This is a genomic window from Pseudoalteromonas aliena (genome assembly GCF_038155085.1).
Lineage (GTDB): Bacteria > Pseudomonadota > Gammaproteobacteria > Enterobacterales > Alteromonadaceae > Pseudoalteromonas > Pseudoalteromonas aliena_A.
In genome coordinates, this window is the sequence record NZ_JBAKAU010000014.1 from 67,363 (window position 1) to 88,515 (window position 21,153).

General features: G+C 38.6%; 15 protein-coding genes. 9 read left to right on the forward strand and 6 right to left on the reverse strand.

What is annotated here, in order from left to right; translation table 11 throughout:
* Positions 1-18 precede the first annotated feature (18 nt).
* The gene (locus V6260_RS13715) at positions 19-447 is read right to left on the reverse strand and encodes a thioesterase family protein (protein ID WP_341594732.1); all 429 of its coding nucleotides are present in this window, start codon (positions 445-447) and stop codon (positions 19-21) included.
* A gap of 225 nt (positions 448-672) precedes the next feature.
* Here V6260_RS13715 and dinB point away from each other — a divergent pair, with 225 nt between their 5' ends.
* Together dinB and V6260_RS13725 are read left to right on the forward strand one after the other, a co-directional pair.
* Positions 673-1,725 carry a DNA polymerase IV gene (gene dinB / locus V6260_RS13720; protein WP_341594733.1) on the forward strand — a complete coding sequence of 351 codons (1,053 nt, stop codon included), beginning with the start codon at positions 673-675 and terminating at the stop codon, positions 1,723-1,725.
* A 129-nt stretch (positions 1,726-1,854) separates the two neighbouring features.
* Positions 1,855-3,375: a leucyl aminopeptidase family protein gene (locus V6260_RS13725; protein ID WP_341594703.1), complete on the forward strand. Its 1,521-nt coding sequence runs from the start codon at positions 1,855-1,857 to the stop codon at positions 3,373-3,375.
* Positions 3,376-3,445: 70 nt separating this feature from the next.
* On the opposite strand, the gene V6260_RS13730 is transcribed toward V6260_RS13725, so the two are convergent.
* Together V6260_RS13730 and V6260_RS13735 are read right to left on the reverse strand one after the other, a co-directional pair.
* Positions 3,446-5,083 carry a methyl-accepting chemotaxis protein gene (locus V6260_RS13730; protein WP_341594704.1) on the reverse strand — a complete coding sequence of 546 codons (1,638 nt, stop codon included), beginning with the start codon at positions 5,081-5,083 and terminating at the stop codon, positions 3,446-3,448.
* Between the two features lie 138 nt (positions 5,084-5,221).
* Entirely contained in the window at positions 5,222-7,447 is a 2,226-nt protein-coding gene (locus tag V6260_RS13735) for a S9 family peptidase (protein WP_341594705.1), read from the reverse strand.
* Between the two features lie 111 nt (positions 7,448-7,558).
* Between V6260_RS13735 and V6260_RS13740 the strand changes: the two genes are divergently transcribed.
* Positions 7,559-7,963, forward strand: coding sequence for an HIT domain-containing protein (locus V6260_RS13740; RefSeq protein ID WP_341594706.1), 405 nt, complete (start codon positions 7,559-7,561; stop codon positions 7,961-7,963).
* 31 nt (positions 7,964-7,994) lie between these two features.
* Here the strand turns inward: V6260_RS13740 and V6260_RS13745 are convergent, their stop codons facing one another.
* Positions 7,995-9,695 (reverse strand): dipeptidyl-peptidase 3 family protein, encoded by a 1,701-nt coding sequence (locus tag V6260_RS13745; RefSeq protein ID WP_341594707.1) that lies wholly within the window; start codon positions 9,693-9,695, stop codon positions 7,995-7,997.
* A 298-nt stretch (positions 9,696-9,993) separates the two neighbouring features.
* On the opposite strand from V6260_RS13745, the gene V6260_RS13750 reads away from it, so the two are divergent.
* Positions 9,994-10,833 carry an HDOD domain-containing protein gene (locus tag V6260_RS13750; protein ID WP_341594708.1) on the forward strand — a complete coding sequence of 280 codons (840 nt, stop codon included), beginning with the start codon at positions 9,994-9,996 and terminating at the stop codon, positions 10,831-10,833.
* Positions 10,834-10,899: 66 nt separating this feature from the next.
* Here the strand turns inward: V6260_RS13750 and rdgC are convergent, their stop codons facing one another.
* Together rdgC and V6260_RS13760 are read right to left on the reverse strand one after the other, a co-directional pair.
* Complete coding sequence (gene rdgC / locus V6260_RS13755) at positions 10,900-11,817, reverse strand: recombination-associated protein RdgC (protein ID WP_341594709.1); 918 nt, start codon at positions 11,815-11,817, stop codon at positions 10,900-10,902.
* Between the two features lie 123 nt (positions 11,818-11,940).
* Positions 11,941-13,692: a sensor histidine kinase gene (locus tag V6260_RS13760; RefSeq protein ID WP_341594710.1), complete on the reverse strand. Its 1,752-nt coding sequence runs from the start codon at positions 13,690-13,692 to the stop codon at positions 11,941-11,943.
* Positions 13,693-14,144: 452 nt separating this feature from the next.
* Here V6260_RS13760 and V6260_RS13765 point away from each other — a divergent pair, with 452 nt between their 5' ends.
* The 5 genes from V6260_RS13765 to glyA all read left to right on the forward strand — a co-directional run bounded on the left by V6260_RS13765 (position 14,145) and on the right by glyA (position 20,922).
* Positions 14,145-14,510: a response regulator gene (locus V6260_RS13765; protein WP_341594711.1), complete on the forward strand. Its 366-nt coding sequence runs from the start codon at positions 14,145-14,147 to the stop codon at positions 14,508-14,510.
* 228 nt (positions 14,511-14,738) lie between these two features.
* Entirely contained in the window at positions 14,739-17,156 is a 2,418-nt protein-coding gene (gene thrA / locus V6260_RS13770) for a bifunctional aspartate kinase/homoserine dehydrogenase I (RefSeq protein ID WP_341594712.1), read from the forward strand.
* Positions 17,157-17,165: 9 nt separating this feature from the next.
* Positions 17,166-18,101 (forward strand): homoserine kinase, encoded by a 936-nt coding sequence (gene thrB / locus V6260_RS13775; protein WP_341594713.1) that lies wholly within the window; start codon positions 17,166-17,168, stop codon positions 18,099-18,101.
* Positions 18,102-18,112: 11 nt separating this feature from the next.
* A complete protein-coding gene (gene thrC, locus V6260_RS13780; RefSeq protein ID WP_341594714.1) occupies positions 18,113-19,396 on the forward strand; it encodes a threonine synthase in 1,284 nt (427 codons plus the stop codon).
* A gap of 269 nt (positions 19,397-19,665) precedes the next feature.
* Positions 19,666-20,922, forward strand: coding sequence for a serine hydroxymethyltransferase (glyA, locus tag V6260_RS13785; RefSeq protein ID WP_341594715.1), 1,257 nt, complete (start codon positions 19,666-19,668; stop codon positions 20,920-20,922).
* The last annotated feature ends 231 nt before the right edge of the window (positions 20,923-21,153 follow it).

Genomic DNA, 21,153 nt, shown 5'->3' on the forward strand with positions numbered 1-21,153 from the left:
AAAAATTCCTTAACTAAATTAGTTTTGAGCATGGCTGATTAAAGCCGATAAAAGAGGCTCGGAGATTGGGGCTTTTTGCCCAGTAGTAAAATCAAACATTACAACTTTAGATGAACCCGTAGTCGTTACTGCTTTTTGTGCATGGCTGTAAACGGTGTAGTTCATGGTAAAGCGATCTGTTTTAAGATCTGTAATTGTAACGCCTACAGTGAGTGTGTCTGGGAAAGTTACTGGGCGTTTATAGCGAACGTTATTTTCGCTTATTACTGGGCCCACACCATTTGAACTTATTGTGTCGAATAGGTTTATTTTGTTTAAAAAGTCGATACGGGCTATTTCAAAGTAACGTAAATACACTACATTATTCACGTGCTGTAGTGCATCCATATCAGCCCATGCTACGGTAATGTCAGTATGAATAGGGTACTGATCTTTAAACGTTTGCATCATTTATTGCCCTTAATTTTAAAGCACCTAGATTAGCAACATGATGTTACGAGCTCAAGTAAATATCCCCAGACTTTATCAGCTATTTTCTGGAAATATGATTGTTGAAATGTACTAACTTAAGAAATAAAGTCGCTTAAATGTGTTGCTTAGCTTTATTAATACTTGCTTATTAAATATGGCTGCACAATAATGGCTGTATATATAAACAGTTGTTTTGTTGTGATGAAAAAGTTTATACATATAGACATGGATTGCTTTTATGCAGCAGTAGAAATGCGAGATAACCCAAAACTTGCATGTGTACCGCTTGCTATTGGAGGCAATAGCCGACGAGGCGTTCTCTCAACCGCTAACTATATAGCTAGAGAGTATGGCGTACGATCGGCTATGTCGAACTATCATGCAAAACAATTATGCCCCGATTTAGTTATTGTCCCAGGGCGCATGGCCGTATACAAAGAAGCTTCAAACCAAATACGTGAAGTGTTTAGCCGCTACACCGACTTAATTGAACCTCTCTCTTTAGACGAGGCCTACCTAGATGTAACAGACAGCAACGCTTGTAAAGGCAGTGCGACACTTATTGCACAGCAAATAAGAGCCGATATTTACAATACTACAGGTCTCACTGCATCAGCTGGTATTGCACCGATTAAATTTATTGCCAAAATTGCTAGTGACGAAAATAAACCGAATGGTCAATTTGTCGTTTTACCTGATGAGGTCGATGACTTTTTAGCGCAATTACCACTGGGGAAAATTCCAGGAGTGGGCAAAGTAACACTCGAAAAGTTAAACCTAAAAGGCTTATATACCGGCAAGGATGTACGTGAAAAAGGCGTTAACTGGATGCAGCAACATGTAGGTAATTTTGGTGTGTCGCTTTATCAAAAATGTGCAGGTGAGTATATTGGTAAAGTCTCCACAGATCGTATAAGAAAATCGCTGAGTGTTGAGCATACCTACGAGTACAACAAAACAAGTTTGCAGGAGTGCCTAGATGAACTACCAAAATTGTTAGGCGAATTAGTTTTAAGGCTTAATAAACAGCAGTTACAAAACCGTGTTAATAAATTAAGTGTTAAGGTGAAGTTTGCAAATTTTGTAGTGACCTCAGCCGATCAGGCATATCACGAGCTAAACACAGAAATATTTGTTCAACTACTTACTAAGGCCTACCAGCGGGGGTTACAACAGCCTGTAAGATTACTTGGCATAGGCGTCGGCATTAAAAGTGAGCCTGAGCAAAACTTCCAACTTAGTATTCTCGATTAAGCTGTAAAGCCTGTAACCCCAAGTTGCCATTTATTGGCAGGTTATGTGATTAGCTCATCGCTCCTTGCTGGCCTTCAATATTCAAATCGACGATAATAGGGACTTATGTTTTCTAACAGGACCTTATTTATGGCATACCCTCAAGCGATTAGTGCAAGCATTGAATGCACATCTCATGATGCGCTTATTATTATTAGTAATGACTTTTCTCAGTTACCAAATAACTCATTACGTGATGCTATTTTAGCTCAAGCAAACGTAGATTCTCGCATCGGTAAGCAAGTTACTTTATCAGTAATTGAAAACAAGCGCGTTGTACTTGTGCCAACCGGTCCGTTAAATAGAGATTACGACGATGTGCGTCGTTATTTTGATGCTGCTAAATTAGCAATTAACGAAGCAAAAGCATCGGGTAGTGTTAACCCTGCATTATTTTTACCAGATTTAAATGGCGATAGCCGTTATCAGCATGCTTTAGAAGTTTCTTATTTAGGCGCTTGCCAAGCCTTATGGCAGCCATTAGAAGCGCGTGAATATCACGGTGAAAGCATTGAACCTATTACACAAATTGGCTTAGTTGGCGCAAGTGAGCAAACGATTAAAGCTGTTAATGCAATTGCAGCTGGCCAATATGCAGCGCGTGACCTTTGTGGTACTGAACCTGAGCGTATGGCTCCACCACGTTTTGCTGATTACTGCGTTGAATTGTTTAAAGGCTCAAACATTGCGGTTGACGTAATTGATGATATTACAGCTATTGATAAAAACTACCCAATGCTAAGTACAGTTGCTCGTGCATCGTATGCAGTTGAGCGCCATCACCCACGTGTTGTTAAGCTTGAATATGTACCAGAGGGCGAAATTACTCGCACACTTATGTTTGTAGGTAAGGGCCTTGTATACGATACAGGCGGTGCAGATTTAAAAGTAGGCGGTTACATGGCTGGTATGAGCCGTGATAAAGGCGGCGCAGCTTCTGTTGCGGGCTTTATGAAAGCCGTTGCTGATTATCAGCCTAAAGGCGTTAAAGTGGTATCGTACTTAGCTGTTGTTCGTAACTCTATTGGCTCAGATTGTTTTGTACCAGATGAAATAATTACTAGTCGTGAAGGTGTCCGTGTACGTATTGGTAACACCGATGCAGAAGGGCGCTTAGCAATGGGGGACTTGCTTAGCGAAATGAAAGATTTAGCTAAAACAGAGGTTAATCCAACGTTGTTTACTGTTGCTACATTAACGGGTCATGCGGCACGTGCAATGGGCCCTTACGGCGCTTATGTAGAAAACGGACCTGCACGCAGCGCTAATACATCTCGTCAAATAGCTGACCTTGGAGATTTGTGGGCTGATGGTGCTGAAGTATCGCGTTCTCGCCGTGAAGATTACGACTTCATTAAACCACGCACACTAGCTGACGATGTTTTATCTAGCAATAACGCAGCTTCTGCCGTTACTGCTCGTGGACATCAGTTCCCAATGGCGTTTATGGCTATTGTTGGTGGGCTTGATAAGCATGGTAACGACTCTGCACAACCTTTACCTTATGTGCATATGGATATTGCAGGTAGCGGTGTTGAAGGTGGTGATTGGCAGCATGGCAAGCCAACAGCTGCATCAGTAACGAGCTTGTTTGCACGTTATTGTTTGTAAGCTAAAAACTTACACTCTATAAAAAAGCCCTGTTAATTCAGGGCTTTGCATTTTATGATAATTATATGGGTTAATCTAATTTAAAACGATTAACTACACTCGAAAGTCCTTGGCTACTTTGCTTAAGATTATCACTGGCATCGGTAAGCTGTTTAGTATTATTTAATGATTCCTCAGTTGATTGAGATAACTCATTAATACGCAAATTAACCTCGTCGGCAGCTTGCGTTTGTTGCTCTGTGGCTCGTGCTATTTGGCTGTTCATTTCGGTAATAATTGAAACAAGTCGTTCTATTTCATTAAGCGATGTATTGGCTGATGACGCCTGTTCTACGGTAGAAACTGAAAGTGCTTGGCTTGATTTAACTGCTTCTACTGCGGCTTTTGCACCTTCTTGTAGTTTAGTGATCATGGTTTGAATTTCGTCGGTACTTTGCCCTGTACGACTGGCCAATGTTCTTACTTCATCAGCAACAACAGCAAATCCTCGACCATGCTCTCCTGCGCGAGCAGCCTCAATGGCAGCGTTTAATGCCAGCAAGTTTGTCTGCTCCGATATGCTTCTTATTACATCAAGCACAGAGCCTATATTATGGCTTTCGTTGGCTAAATCTTCTGTTACACGGCTGACTGTTTCAATGTTGCTTGAGAGCGTTTCTATTGCTGTAATTGTTTGCGCAACCACATTTTTTCCCGTCGATGCGTTTTGTGCTGCATCCTTAGCCGCTTGCTCTGCGGCTTCGGCGTTACGGCTTACATCATGTATTTGGTGAGTCATTTGCTCCATTGCGGCTGCAACTTGAGTTGAACTGTCATTTTGTAACTCAATAAAAGAGTGACTAGTTTTAGTTGATTCATCGACAGTATGAGCATGCTCATTAACATCATTAGCACTATGCGATACGTGGATTAAGGACTCTCGTATTTTAGATACAAATAAATTAAAAGAATGTGATAACTCGGAAATTTCGTCATTCCCTGTTTCGTTTAAGGTGCGGGTTAAATCCCCTTCACCTTGAGAAATATCTTTCATCATATCAGCTGCTAAGCGAGTAGGCGTTAAAATACTTTTGCCAATAAAGTAACTTAGTAAGATAACTGCAACAATCATTACTATTGCACTGGACACTATAAGATTACGCTGAGCACTAAATGCTTCATCAATCGAATCAAGATAAACGCCAGAGCCAATGATCCACTGCCATTGCTGAAATCCTTTAACGAAAGCAATTTTATCAACTGGTTTGTCTTTTCCTGGTTTTGGCCATTTGTAAGGAATAAATCCTTCTTTAGATTGTTTAACGATATTAACCATTTCTACAAATAATGCTTTGCCGTCTGGGTCTTTATTGTTTGTTAAATTTTTACCGTCTAGAGCAGGCTTAATTGGATGCATTATCATCTTTGGGTGATAGTCATTTATCCAAAAATAATTGCTTTTGTCATATCTAAGATCGCGAATAGCGTTAAGAGCGTTTAATTTTGCTTGTTGTTGCGTTAATTCTTTATTTTTTTCTAATTTATAAAAGTGCTCAATAATACTGTAAGCAGTTTCCACTACATTTTGTGTTTTTATATATTGTTCATTTTTGAGTGCGTCATATTGATGATTTAAACTGGATATACTTAATATAATTAATCCTAAAATAACAATTCCAACTAAAATAGCAAAACGCTGGAAAATACTAAAACTACGAAGATTTGGCATCTATTTATCCTTATGTGTGTACTGTATATACCTTTATTAAGCGTAGTTAAAAAATATGTTTAATCTAGGCTGTTTCTATAAAACAAAAAAAAGGCTGATTTATCAATCAGCCTTTAGTCTACTTTTCAACCTGTTGTATTATTTTACATCAAAATGACGATTAAAGAAGTTTGTAATTGTTTGATGTAAGTGTGTTTGCACTTGTTTACCACGTAGGCTGTGCTTAGAGCCTGGGTAGGTCATCATTTCAAACTGTTTTTCGTTATCTTGCAGTTGTTTAAACAATTTTGTGGAATGCGTAAACAATACGTTGTCATCAGCCATTCCATGGTAAATCATTAATGGGCCTTTTAAGCCATCTGCATATGGAAATACTGCGCTGTCTTCATAGCCTTTAGCATTTGTATCAGGGTGACCTAAATAACGCTCTGTGTAATGTGTATCGTATAGAGCCCAATCGGTTACTGGAGCACCTGATACGCCGGCTTGAAAGTAATCGCCCGCTTTAAACATAGTCATAAGCGCCATGTAGCCGCCGTAGCTGTGGCCATAAACACCAATGCGTTGTGGGTCTACGTAGTCAAGTGTACGTAAAAACTCTACGCCTTTAATTTGATCGGCAACCTCAACCACACCTAAGTGTTTATAAATAGCATCTTCAAACTTCTTACCACGGTTGTAAGAACCTCGGTTATCTAGTTGAAAAATGACATAACCTTGTTGCGCCATGTATTGAAAGTACAAGTTCTTACTGCGCCAGCTATTCGTCACTCGTTGAGCATGTGGGCCGCCGTATACGTTAACAATAACAGGATGCTTTTTGCCATCAGCAATGGTGCTAGGTTTAAATAAACGGTAATGCATAACTTGGCCATCTTCGGCTTTAATTGTGCCGTATTCTGGTTTTGTTAAGTCGTTTAAATAAGGAGTAAGCGGGTGACTGCTATCTAGCTTATTTTCTTCAAGCCAGGTAATAAATTCGCCGTTTACTTTACGAAGCGCTGCTGAGTTTGGTTTATTATCAGACGAGCTATTATCGATAAAGGTTTTATTGTCTTTTGCTAGCACAACATTATGGTACTGACCTTTTTCGGTGATACGTTTGGCATCGCCTTTTTTAAATAAAGGCGCGCTGTATAAATGGCTTTCAAGCGGTGTATCTTTTCGACCAGCAAAGTACACAATGCCTTTTTTCTCATCAATACCTTTTAAGCTATCAACAGCCCAGTCACCAGAGGTAACTTGGCGAACAAGTTGACCGTTTGTGCGATACAGATATAAGTGTTTAAAACCGTCGCGCTCAGATGCCCATACAAAATGTTTTTTGTCTTTTAAAAACTCAAGGTCAAAATGTAGGTTAATCCACGTTTCGCTGTTTTCGGTTAATGCTACTTTTTGGACTTTTGTTTCGCTGTTATAAAAACGCAGTTCTAATTTATGTTGTGAGCGGTTTTGCCACTGATAAGAAAGCGTAGTGCCGTCTTTTAGCCATTTAGCGCGTGCGATGTAAATGTCTTCATCTTTACCTAAATCAATCCAGTCGACTTTTTGGTCGTTAAGTTTAACTACGCCTAGCTGGATTTTTACGTTATCGGTGCCTGTAAACGGGTAGCGTTGGTTAAATAATTTAACTTCATCAGCGTAAATTTCGTTACGGATAGCTTCTTTTACTGGGGTTTCGTCAACGCGGGTATAGGCAATTTTAGTTTCATCACCTGACCACCAGTAACCCGTCATGCGGCTCATTTCTTCTTGAGCCACAAATTCGGCCATGCCGTTTTTAATTACGCCGCCGCCATCTTTACTAAGCTGAATTTCTTTACCAGACTCAAGCTCTAAAGCATAAAGGTTTTGCTCTCGAATAAACGATACGTAGTTACCTTTAGGTGAAAAGCGTGCATCAGTTTCAAATGCTTCAGTGTCGGTTAGCTTTTTACTTTTAGCTGAGGCTAAATCGTAATAATAAAGGTCGCCATTGAGTGGGAATAAAAGTGCTTTGCCATCTTTAGACCATTTGTATTCGAGTATACCTTTACCAAAAATACGTTGGCGTTCGCGGCGTGCTTTTTCTTCATCTGATAGGTTTTCTGGGCCTGAAAATAACTTTGCTGAATCAACTAGTACACGGTTGGTGTTATCTTTTAGATTGTATTCCCATAAATCGTAGCGGTTGTAGTCATCGCTTTTGCCTTGTAGGTAAGTTACACGGCTGCCGTCAGGCGAAAACTTAAGTTGTACAGGCGATTTACCCGAAAGGCTCGGATCGTCAAAAATTCGCTCCAGCGATAAAGGTTTTGCTTGAACACTAATAGCGCCAACCATTAACGGTATAGCTAGTGAGAGGTGTTTTATTTTTTTTAGCACAAGGTTGCCTTAGCTTATTATAAATATTGCTTTGATGTTAAAGCCAAGCGTGTGCAACTGCAACTAAATGCTATAAAGTGGCGATTATCAAAGACAAAGTAGGACATAGCAATGACTCATACTGAATTTAAATTAGCCCCTGAGCTTAAGCGCGACTGCATAGAGCTTGCCGATTGGCCACTGTGTAAAGTGCTTTTATTAAACGATAGCCAGTATCCGTGGTTTGTATTAGTGCCGAGGCAGGCAAACTTAAGAGAGATAATTGATTTATCTGAGGATGATCAAATTGTTTATTTAAAAGAGTCAGCCAGGCTAAGTAAATTATTAATGGATGTATTTAAACCAGATAAATTAAACATAGCGGCTTTAGGTAACATGGTGCCGCAATTACATATTCATCATATTGCACGTTTTACGAGTGATTCTGCTTGGCCTGCGCCAATTTGGGGTAAACACCCCGCAGTGCCTTATACAGAGCCACAAATTGTAGAGCTAAAAAAAGCGTTACAGTTTTAAGCAGCAACGCTTTTTTAGGGTTTAACTAAACTTATTTAAGCCCTAGTACTTCTTTACCTTGTTTAAAGGTTACATCTACAGGGATATTAGCTTTACTTAGTTTTTCTAAGTCTTTAGCAAGCTCTTCTTTAATATCGCCATGTGTTGCGATTAGTTGATCTACTTTTTCGTAATCACCATCACCTTGTAAGGTTAAAATTAGGCGAGATAATTTAGCCATTGCTACGCCCATTTTTTCCATATTTACGCGGTATAAACCCTCGTCATTTTTAGAAAATGCACCTTCTTGTGCAAAGAAGTTAAAGCGGATCATATTGGCTTTACCATGTGCACTTGATGCGCCAAAACGTACAGAGCGGAAAATACCAGCCATAAACGTAGTGTAGTAATCCTCTAGTGTACCTTCGGTAATTTCGCCTTTTTTGAGTAACTGCTCAACCATGTATAAACCTAAAATATCGGCTTTACCTTCTTCAAGTGCACTAGCGTGTTCTTGCAATGATTGGCGAACGGTTCCTTTACCTGTAAGCGTGTTTTTAATACCTAACCCATGTGCTACTTCATGGAACATAGTATTGGCAAAAAATGCGTTAAAAGTAATATGTTTTCGTTGCTCTGGTACAATTAACTGCTCTGAAATTGGCACTAAAATTTTATCAAATTTAGCACGCATTGCGTTTTTCAGCTGCAGGCGGCGAGTGCCTTTTTCTAGCTGAACCTGCTCATCGTTTGGTAAGTTAATAGCGATAGTTTTACTACCTGCGTTAGAGTGGCCTGCGTAGTAAACAACATCATATGCATTTAGGTCGGCATCCGAACCAGGGACTTCTTGTTTGTATTTAGCATCTACTGGTAAGTCTTTTTGAAGCTCAGGTAAAAAGGCTGCAAACTTAGCCAGACGCTCGCTCCATTTTAAATCTTTAATTAATACGTAAGACTCATAAGCTGCGCGGTAGCCAAACAATTGATCTTCGTATGTTTCTATTGGACCAATAACCACATCTACTGGATTATTTTTCATATCCATCCACGCAAAGTCAGACACCTGGAAGTCATCTTTTTGCAGTGCTTCAGCGCGTAGGTTTAAGTAATTAGCAAATTCTTTATCGTCAGCAAGTTTACTTGCTTCACGTAATAGTTTTGCAGCTTCTGCAAGTTCATTAGCGTATTCTTTAGAGTAAGGTACGCTGTATAGTTTACCTTGCTCGTCACGTTTAATTACTGAGTAAAGACCTTTTTTATCTTCTACGTCAGCTTTATTTAACTCTTCTTTAGTTATGTCTGCTGGGTAAAATTGTGCACCAAGGGCTTTTTCTTTATAGCCTGATAAAAATGCTTCATCACCATTTAAACGATCCCATGGACCATAGTTAATATCGGCAAATTTACGTACTTTTTCGTCGTTTAGTTTTGCTAAAAACGCATCTTTATTTTCACCAAATGCTTGCTTCCAAAATAACTCATCCATTATTTTTGAAACATCAATAAGCTTTGCAACCATCGCTCTTTGGTTGTCGCTTAAGTGTGATAAATCACTTTTCAAGCTAAAGTCGGTGTAAATATCTAAACGTTGGTTATCTGCATTAATAAGCTTAGGGCCTGATTGTGCACTGCCTTTTTGAGCAAGCTCTACGGCTGTGTTGTCGGTAGAAGACGGTGCTTGTTCTGAACACGCACTAAGAAAAACGACACCAGTGAGCATAATTGCTTGGCTAATTTTATTTAAGATCATTGTATTGCCTGTTAAAAAGTAAGTTTAATAATTTGTACGACCTTAGTTAAAAGGCTAAAAATGTACAAACGCTTCCTTAATTGTGAATGCATTAAAGCAAAACTGAATAGTAAATAGCAAGTATTTGACGTTGTAAGACAAGTATGTGCGGTAAAGCATTAAAAATAAAAATAAACTTCTATAATTCCCTTAACTTTAGCGTTAAGTTAGATAATACTGGTAGCATTACTTAAGTACTGATTATTAACTGTCTAGGTTGTAGTTTAATTACATAAAAGAACAAAAGGATGGCAGCTTTATGTCTACAGAAAATGCATTATTTACGATATTAGTTGATAGAATAGACAACGATACGCTTGTGTTACCAACGCTCCCCGAAGTCGCAGTTAAGGTTCGCCAAGCTGCAGATAATCCTGATGTAAATTTGATGCAAATGTCAGATGTTATTGCTCAAGACCCAGCGCTTTCTGCTCGTATGATTAAAGTGGCTAATAGTGCGATTATGGGGCGATCAGTAAAAGTGTCTAACTTACAGCAAGCAGTGACACGTATTGGTCTGCGCCAAATTAAAAATATTGCAACAGCAATGGCAATGGAGCAACTGTTTGTATCAAACAATGAGCTAATTAAAGGTTACATGGGTAAAGCGTGGCAAAAAACGCTAACGGTAGCGAGTCATGCAATTTCACTTATGGAGTTTTATTTACAGGACAATAAACATACTTCATTAAATCGTGATTCAATCACTCTCGCAGCACTCGTTTATAATATTGGGGTTTTACCGATATTAACCGAAGCAGAGCGTCATCCTGAAGTATTTGCGAATCCTAGCTTTTTGGCCCATGCAATTCAAAAGCTCAGTGGTAAAATTGGTTCATCAATCATGGCTGCATGGGAATTTCCTAAAGAGTTTGTTGATGTCTCGTTAAGCTGGGCAGATCCTACTTATAAACCTGAAAAAGTAAGTTATGTCGACTTTATCAGAGTTGGCGCTATATTGGAGGGCACATTACAAGTTTCTGATAAATCTGCTGCTCTGCAAACTTATATAGATAAAGGTGTAATACCTTCTATGCAGCTTTTTTCGAGTGATGAGTATAATGATATGCAAAGTGATGTAAAAAACATGTTTAGTTAAGTCGCCTTATTCATACATAAAAAGCACGTTAAACTAAGTCGTGCTTTTTATGTATTAAAATTAGGCTTATGCTTTATCTAAATCATCAATGTCACCTAGGCCTGCAGTTAGTTCCTCAAGCAATTGCTTTATTTCTTCTGAGGCAAGAATGAAATCGGCATCAAGTTTTACTGCCATGTCTTCTTTAGGGATATCAGCGTTTTCTTCTTTTAAAGTTTCAGAGTAGTTTAAACGCTTTAGTGAGCCATCGTTTTGTAGCATAAATTTAACGCGTTCTTGCCAGTCAAGTGCTAGTTTAGTTACGCGTTTACCACTTTCTAAGTGTGATTTGACTTCATCACACGATAGGTCGTGGCCTTTAAGCTTAACTTGGGCACCGCTATCATCTGCCTCTTCAAGCTCTGCATCAGAGCCAATAGCGAAACCCTCAGGCGTACTGAAATTAGTTAACCAGTCAGTTAAAAATACATCTAGATCGTAGTTAGCAAACGCAGGTACTACTGGTAATGTGCCTAAAGATTTACGTAATAAAGCTAAAAGTTCTTCTGCTTTATTAAAACTACCACTATTGACAACTACCCAACCATTTTCTTGGTCAATAAATGCAAATTGTAAGCTTGATTTTTTAAATGCTTGAGGAAGAAGGGTATGGAGAATATTCTCTTTTAGTTCGTCTTTTTCCTTCTTTTTAACAGGGCGGTTTTCTTCTGTTTCTATCTGATCAATTTTTTCAGCAACAAGCTCATTAATAACGGATGCCGGAAGTACTTTTTCTTCACGTTTTGCGCATACTAAAATACTTTTTTGAGAAAAATGAGATAATGTTTCGCTATGCTTCCCAAACGCTTTTGTCCAACCAAATGTAGCAAGCTCTTGGCCTGTACATGGACGAAATAAGTCTTGCTCTAACGCTTTATCAAAGTCTTCCTGAGTATAAGAAACATCTTGCTTAAAACGATAACAAATAAGGTTACTAAACCACATAAAGGATTTATCCATTTAAAAATTTTTTCAATCATAACAATAAAAACAACATCTCGAAATGGCTGATTTTATTACAGACAAGTTTAATAAAATTTGCTCTGTAGCTATTACGATTAATTAAAGCTAGGTCGTGCTTTTTTGCATGTTTTTTGGGAACTTTATGTGGTAACTCAATCCTTTGCCTGTGTGAGATGTTGCCTTAATTGAGCCATTTAGAGTTTGTTTAACTAAATTAAGCATTATATGTGTACCAAGTCCACTACCGCCTTGGTTTCGTTTTGTAGTAAAAAAGGGGTCAAATAATTTTTTAAGTTGGGTATCAGTTACTCCGTTACCATTGTCATTATAGTCAATAATTAAATCTGTCTCATCGCTTGTTATTCTTATAGTTATAACCCCGTTATTTATACCTTCGAAACCATGAATTAGTGAGTTCATTATTAGGTTAGTGAATATTTGACTTATTGCACCTGCAGGTAAATTTAAAGTTAAATGTTCAGGACACTCTAGTTTTATTGTATGGGCTGATCTTTTGAGTTTAGGGTGAAGTGAACGAATAACTTCATTGACGTAGTCTTTTACGTTAATGCTTCTTATAGCTTCGCTGGCTTGATCAACGGCTATTTGTTTAAAGCTTGCAATTAATTCTGAAGCTCTATCAAGGTTGCTCGTTAGCAAGCCGGTACCTTGTTTTGCGTCAGCGATAAATTTTTCAAGGTCTTTAGGGGAAAGTGTTTTGTCTCTAAATGTAAGTTCTAATTGAGTTAAGCGTTCTTGTAAAAATGATATAGCAGTAACGCCTATACCAATGGGCGTGTTGATATCATGAGCAATACCAGCTACGAGCCCCCCTAATTCTGCCATTTTTTCAGTGCCAAGTAGACGCTCTTGCGCAAGATTCAATTCATCGACATATCGTTCAAGTTCTGTTTGCTTTGTTAGAAGTTCTTTTTCAGTACTTCTACGTAAGTCAATTTCATCGGTAAGTATAATTTTTTGTTTTTCAAGTTCGTATTTTTGTTGCTGTAAGTCCATCATTGCTTGACTTAAAGTCGATGTTTTTCGAGCAACATCTTGCTCTAATTGGATGTTATGATGATCTAATTTTTCATTACTTATTATCAATTCTTTTTGAGTGTTCTCTAGCTCTTTTCTATATTGTACTACCTTGTCTATTAAGTTGTTGAATGATTTTTCCATAACTTTCAGTTCGTTATGTTCATCTGTTTCAATCTCAATATGTTCACCTTCGAGCTCATTAAGTTCTAAGTTTTCAATTTGTTCTGTGAGCTGAGCTAAAGGAGTGGTGAGTAATTTTCTAAAGGCCATTAAAAACAAAATAATTAAAAATGTTGTTTTTATCATCGCATTACCAATTAAAAAATAAATTGATACCATTATGCGACTAAAAACAACCTCTCGACTTGAGAATAACGTAACGTCACCAACTTGCGTTGCTCGCCCAGAAAATTCAAAAATAAGGGGGAAGGTGTAACCAAATAAACCTGATTTTGAATCTTCTAACAGTACTTCTTCTTGGACTAGTTGCTGGCTATATAATTTATGTATATCTAAAGAGCGGCCGAATTGTGAAATTACTTCGCCACTGTCATCGCGAACAATTATTCCTTCAATCATAGGTACAGCCAATAATCCCTCTGCTGTAGTGATTGTTTGCTTAGTATTTAGCTCCCAAATTGCTCTTGTTAAACTTCTACTAAAGGTTTGTTGTAAAGTAGCTAATTCATTTTTAATATAATCTTTGGTATTTATATATTCTGCTAGCACTTGTCCACAAGTAACCACAAATGTTAATAAAAAATAGACCGATAACACACTAGTCAGTAACTTTTTAGAAAGGCTTTGTTGTAACATATGAGGTTTATAATTCCTTTGATTTAAGTGAAAACTTACTTAATTGTTCTGCTTAAATAAAAATATATCTAAATGAGTAATTATTAGAACTAATAAAGCAAACCTCTAAGTGGAAAATAGTTTTTGTAGTTAATTTTTTATCCAATATAAAGTTAGTCAATAAACCTTTAAAATAAAAATATTTTTATACTATTTGTTTTTTAACAAGTGATTGCAAGTTAAAGATTAATTTTTTGCTTACCTACAAGGCTATACTATTAATATGGATATCATTAAAGTAACTCTAGCTAACTCTACTTTATTTTTATAGTTTGTATATATTCTTAGTTAGGAATGAGGAATTAAATTTCGTTGCATATATAGGGGCTGTGTTACAGTAGCTAAAAAAGCTATAAATAATTATCAATAACTGCTTTTGATAATTCTCTTAATATTTTTTAGTAGTAAGTAATATGAATTTTTCTATTTTAGTATGCGACGATTCAACCGTAGCACGTAAACAGGTCATTAGATGTCTACAGCAATGTATTGATGTAGATATTATGCAAGCTATAAATGGTGTACAGGCCATCGAACTTTTAGAAGTAAAGCATTTTGATTTACTTTGTTTAGATTTAACAATGCCAGAAGTAGATGGTATACAGGTATTAGAGTACATTAAATCAAATAAGATCGAATGTTTTGTCCTTGTTATTTCTGCTGATATACAAGAAAAAATGAAGGGTAGAGTTATGGAACTTGGAGCTATAGATTTTGTTAATAAGCCTATCGATAAATCTAGACTAAATGAAATACTGCATAAATTTGGCATTCATTAGGCTTTTTTATGTTTAAAAAGGCTGATTTATCTTTTGATTTAGGGTTGACAGCATAGCCTTTGTTGAGGCAGTCTTAACATATGAAAACAATTAATCGCGTACTGACCATTATTATTACAACCATCATTCTTACTGGATAGTGGCATAGGTCGGTGCAACAAATTTTAAGGCCTGTGTTCACTTAGAACACAGGCCTTTTTTCGTTTTATGGGATGAGGAACATAAACAATGCGAGTTTTAAAATTTGGTGGGTCTTCACTTGCCGATTATGCATGCTTACAACAGGTAGCTCAGTTAGTTAAAGCACAGTTAAAAGATGAAATGTTATTGGTGCTTTCTGCTCCAGGTGGAATGACCGATTCGCTAGTTGCACTTGCAAGTGCTGCAGAGCAAGGCTTAGATTTTTTGCAGCAATGGCAAGCATTAACTAGTCGTTGTGAAGGCCTAAAAGCTGACGTTGAAAAAAGTGGTGTAGTAGTTACAAGTTGGCCAGACTTAAGGGAACTTAAAAATAAACTAGATGGCGTGTCGCTTATACAGTGTTGCCCTGATCAAGTTCGCGCATTTGTAATTAGCTTTGGAGAGCGCGTTAGCGTTTCTTTAATGCAGGCTTTATTGAGCTCACAAGATGCAAGGTGCTTAGAAGCAACAAGCTGTATTGCTTCAACGGGTGGTTACATTGATGCAGAAGCTGATTTGGTGGCAAGTAAAGCGCGCTTTCAAGCTGTGCTTAAAGAAAATCCTGCAACTATTTATATTATGCCTGGTTTTACGGCGAGTAATGACAAGGGCGAGCTTACAACGCTTGGCCGTAACGGCTCAGATTACTCAGCAGCTATTGCCGCAGCATGTTTAGAAGCTGAGATTTGCCAAATTTGGACTGACGTTGATGGCGTATATAGCGCTGATCCTCGTTATATTAAAAAAGCCACTAAAGTAGATTTTTTATCTTATAAAGAAGCGATGGAGCTTTCTTACTTTGGTGCAAAAGTACTTCACCCTAAAACAATTTTACCGTGCGCTAAAGCAGGCGTGCCCTGCGAAATTAAAAATACGCATAACCCAGACGCACAAGGCTCATTGATTGGTAATGATTATTCATCTGATGAGCCCGTAAAAGCGCTTTCGAGCTTGCAAAACCTTGCAATGTTAACTGTTTCAGGCCCAGGCATGAAAGGTAAAGTAGGCATGGCGTCTAAGGTATTCAACGCGCTTGCTCACGATAACGTATCAATTGTATTGATCACGCAATCATCATGTGAATTTAGCATTAGTTTTTGTGTACACGAAACAGATCTAGCACTTGCACTCGATGCGCTACAAACTGCATTTGAGCTTGAATTACAAGCAGGGCTTATTGAGCCTGTACAAGTACAGCGCAATTTAGCCATTGTTACTTTAGTGGGCGACAATATGCGTGCACACCGTGGCTTGGCTGCTAAGTTTTTTGCATCCCTTGCACAAGCGCAAGTAAACATTGTGGCAATTGCACAGGACTCTACAGAAAGTGCTATCTCTGCTGTAATTGATGGCGAGTTATGTAACGACGCCGTAAAAATATGCCATGAAAACTTTTTCACGCATGTGCCGTCAATTGATGTGTTTTTACTAGGTTGTGGCCTAGTAGGGCAAGAGCTTATTTCTCAGTTAGAGCGACAACAAGCATGGCTTGAAAAACGTAATATCAAGTTAAACCTTTATGGCGTAGCTAATTCTCGTCAATTACACCTTGATAACGAAGGCATTGCTTTTAGTGATTGGCAGCAAAAACTAGCCTCATCTGAGCAAGCATTTGACTTAAATTTAGTAGAGCAATTTGTTAAACAAAACCACTTAGTGAATCCGGTATTAGTAGATTGCACATCATCAGATGCACTTGCTGCGCAATATGTAGACTTTTTAAATGCAGGTTTTCATGTGGTTGCAGCTAATAAAAAAGCAACAACTAGCTCGTACACGTACTACCAAGACTTAATTGCAGCAACACAAAAAAATAATCGTAAATTTTTATACGAGACTAACGTAGGTGCAGGCTTACCAGTAATCGATAACCTACAATCGTTATTTGGTGCAGGTGATGAGCTACTTGAGTTTAGTGGTATTTTATCGGGCTCGCTTTCATACATGTTTGGTGCCCTACAAGATGGTTTATCACTTTCTGAAGCCACAATTAAAGCTAAAGAAAGTGGTTTTACAGAACCAGATCCTCGTGATGATTTATCAGGTACCGATGTAGCACGTAAATTATTGATCATAGCCCGCGAAGCCGGTATGAAGTTGGAGCTAAGCGATATCGAAGTTGAGTCAGTATTACCACAAGGTTTTGCACAAGGTGATAGCGTTGATGAGTTTATGGCAAAACTACCAAGCCTAGATGCTGATTTTAATGAGCGTATTCAAAATGCTGCCGCAGAAGGAAAGGTTCTTCGTTATGTAGGCACAATTAAAGAAGGTCACTGTAAAGTGGGTATTGAAGCTGTTGATGAAAAACATGCGCTTAATGTAATTCGCGATGGCGAAAACGCGCTTGCTATTTTAAGCCAATACTACCAGCCACGTCCGTTTGTTATTCGTGGTTATGGTGCAGGCTCTGAAGTAACAGCTGCGGGTGTATTTGCTGATATATTAAAAACGCTATCGCGCTAGGAGTTCATTATGATTGAAGTATATGCCCCGGCGTCTATTGGTAATTTTGCAGTGGGTTTTGATGCGTTAGGTGCAGCGCTTGCACCAATTGATGGCAGCTTATTAGGCGATGTAGCTGTTGTAAGTGCAGCACCAAGCGACGAATTTATTTGCACAGGTGAATATGCTCATAAGTTACCAAGTGATGCTAATGAAAACTTAGCGTACCAGTGTTTAGTACATTTTAGAGCGCATGTTGCGCCTGATATGCCAAGCGTAAAGCTCGAGCTTAAAAAGAACTTACCAATTGGATCAGGGCTAGGATCTAGTGCATGCTCAGTCGTGGCTACTTTTGCTGCCCTTGATAAATTTGCACAAACTAACTTAAGTCAGGTTGAGCTTATTGAGCTTATGGCTGACTTTGAAGCTGTAGTGAGCGGTGGTCGTCATTACGACAACATCACGCCATGTTATTTAGGTGGTTTGCAATTAACAGGTGATTTAATCCCTGATAAATCGATTGCACTGCCTGTTGATGAAAGTTGGTACTACGTTGCCGCGTTCCCTGGTTTTTCACTCAACACTTCAAAAGCGCGCTCGGTTTTACCAAAAGAGTTGAGTATGCATGCAAGTGTTGAGTTTGCACAACGTTTATCGGCATTTAGTAGCTTACTATTAACTAACCGTTTTGACGATGCGCTGAGCCTAATGAAAGATGAAATAGCAGAACCTTACCGTGCCCCGCTTATTAAAGGCTTTAGTGAAGCCAAAACAAGCTTACCAGCGCTGGGCGCTGAAATAGTGAGTATTTCGGGCGCAGGACCTACCTTGTTTAGTGTATGTAAAACACTTGAAGCTGCACAGCAATGCGCGCAGTGGTTAGAGGCAAATTACATTAACGAGCAAGGCTTTTGCCACATTTGTAAATTAGATAACGACGGCACGCGTCAATTAACAGTTTTATAGGATAGGTAGTCATGCAATTACATAACTTAAAAGAGTGTTCACAAAAAGTGTCGTTCGTTGAAGCCGTAAAAACAGGTTTAGGTCGTAATCAAGGTGTGTTTTTCCCTGAATCCCTTGCCCCACTGTCCGATGTTGATGCATTGCTTGAAATGGACTTTGTTACACGCAGTGGCAAAATATTATCTCACCTAATTGGTGATGAGCTACCAAGCGACACTGTGGCGCAAATGGTTAAAAATGCATTTAACTTTCCAGTTAAACTGGTGGAAGTTGAAGAGAATACATACTGCTTAGAGTTGTTTCATGGTCCTACACTTGCGTTTAAAGACTTTGGTGGTCGCTTTATGGCAGAGTGTTTAGCGCAGTTTAATAAAGATGAAAAAGTAACTATTTTAACAGCAACATCGGGCGATACTGGTGCAGCCGTTGCACATGCTTTTTATAACAAGCCGAATATCGATGTTGTCATCTTATATCCTAAAGGCAAAATTTCACTTGCTCAGCAAAAGCTATTTACTACATTAGGTAACAATATTCATTGTTACGCAGTTGATGGCAGTTTTGATGATTGCCAAGAATTGGTTAAAAATGCCTTTTTAGATGAAGAAGTTAAATCAACACTTGGGCTTAACTCGGCTAATTCAATTAATATTAGCCGTTTAGTTGCTCAGGTTTGTTATTACTTTGAGGCTATTGCACAACTACCAAAAGAAAAACGTGCAACAGCGCATATATCAGTGCCAAGTGGTAACTTTGGTAATGTATGCGCAGCAATGATTGGTGCGGTTATTGGTTTACCTGTCGATAAGTTAAGTGCCACAACCAACCAAAATGATACTGTGCCGCGCTTTATGCTTGATAAAACGTGGACGCCAAACGCAACACTTGAGTCGCTTTCAAATGCAATGGATGTAAGTAAGCCAAACAACTGGCCACGAGTGCAAACAATGTTAGATAATAACTGGTTTAGCTACGATAATTTTTATTCAACAAGCGTAAACGAGCAAGACACGCAAGCCGTGATGAAAAAAATTCAACAAACGGGTTATGTTGCAGAGCCTCACACTGCTATTGCGTACCAAGGTCTTGTTGAAAATCGAGCGCCAGGAGCCACGGGTATCTTTTTAGCAACGGCTCATCCTGCTAAGTTTAAAGAAAGCGTAGAAGATATTTTAAATATTGAATTAGGTATGCCAAAACCACTTAGCGACGCACTAGCAAAACCATGCCTAGCAAGCGATATTAAGGCCGATTACGACGCATTACGTACAGAAATACTTGCTAAACTTGGCTAAGTTAATTTATTCAAAAAGGCGGTTAAGCCGCCTTTTTTTAAAACTTTAGGCTATTAAATCTATTGAGTTGCATTTACTAATTAAATGTAGGAAATAAAATTCATTTAAAATATTTATGTTTTTATTAAGAAATATCATCTTTAAAAGTCTGTGAAATAGTTTCAATCCCTGTTTAAATATCCTCAACTTAAGAGCGTAGGCAAAGAGTCGTTTAAAGCGTACAATAAAGCCTCTAAAAAACACCATACACGTTGCCCTAGGAGACCCCAATGTTAGAACGTAGCATGAATATTTCGGATTTTGATCCAGAGTTATTTGACGCGATAAACAAAGAAACTGCTCGCCAAGAAGAGCACATTGAACTAATCGCTTCAGAAAACTACTGTAGCCCACGCGTACTAGAAGCGCAGGGTTCACAGCTTACAAACAAATACGCAGAAGGTTACCCTGGAAAACGTTATTATGGCGGTTGTGAGCATGTTGATGTTGTTGAACAATTAGCGATTGACCGTGCTAACGAGTTATTTGGTTCTGACTACGCAAACGTACAGCCACATGCTGGTTCGCAAGCTAATGCTGCTGTTTTTCTAGCACTATTAGAAGCAGGCGACACTGTACTTGGTATGAGCTTAGCTCATGGTGGTCACTTAACTCACGGATCACACGTAAGCTTCTCTGGTAAGCTTTATAATGCAATTCAATACGGACTAGATGAAACAACGGGTGAAATTGATTACGCACAGGTTGAAGCACTAGCACTTGAGCATAAACCAAAAATGATTATTGGTGGTTTCTCAGCGTACTCAGGTATTGTTGATTGGGCTAAATTCCGTGAAATTGCTGACAAAGTAGGTGCTTACCTGTTTGTTGATATGGCTCACGTTGCAGGTTTAATTGCGGCAGGCGTCTACCCAAGCCCAGTTCCTCATGCACACGTTGTAACGACAACTACGCATAAAACACTTGCGGGCCCTCGTGGTGGTTTAATTATTTCTGCATGTGGCGACGAAGCAATCTATAAAAAGCTTAACAGTGCGGTTTTCCCTGGCGGCCAAGGTGGTCCTTTATGTCATGTTATTGCAGCTAAAGCAGTGGCATTTAAAGAAGCGCTACAACCTGAATTTAAAACATACCAAACGCAAGTAGTTAAAAATGCACAAGCAATGGTTGCTGTAATGCAAGAGCGCGGCTACAAAATCGTATCTGACAAAACTGAAAACCACTTATTCCTACTCGATTTAATCGATAAAGATATTACTGGTAAAGATGCTGATGCCGCATTAGGTAATGCTAATATTACAGTTAATAAAAACTCAGTACCAAACGATCCTCGTTCACCGTTTGTAACCTCTGGTTTGCGTATTGGTTCTCCTGCAATCACGCGTCGTGGTTTTAAAGAAGAAGAATCAAAAGAGCTTGCTGGCTGGATTTGTGACGTACTAGATAATATCACTGATGAATCTGTACAGGCGCAAGTTAAAGATAAAGTTAAAGCAATTTGTGCAAAATTACCTGTTTACGCTTAATTGCATAAGCAGCAGTAATTTAGATCACATAAGCTAGGGACCTGTTTATCTTTCGAGGTTTAATTTGCAGTAGTCTGTTTGGCTTTTAGGCAAGGCAGAGTCTATGTAGTGTGGTTACTCCACACAAATAGGCGATAACGCAGCATAAATGCCAAACATGCACTGCCCTCGGGTTCGTCCTAGGGGAGATTTACTCTTTGTTTCTCGGTTTTTACTTAGCCCGCTAGGTTA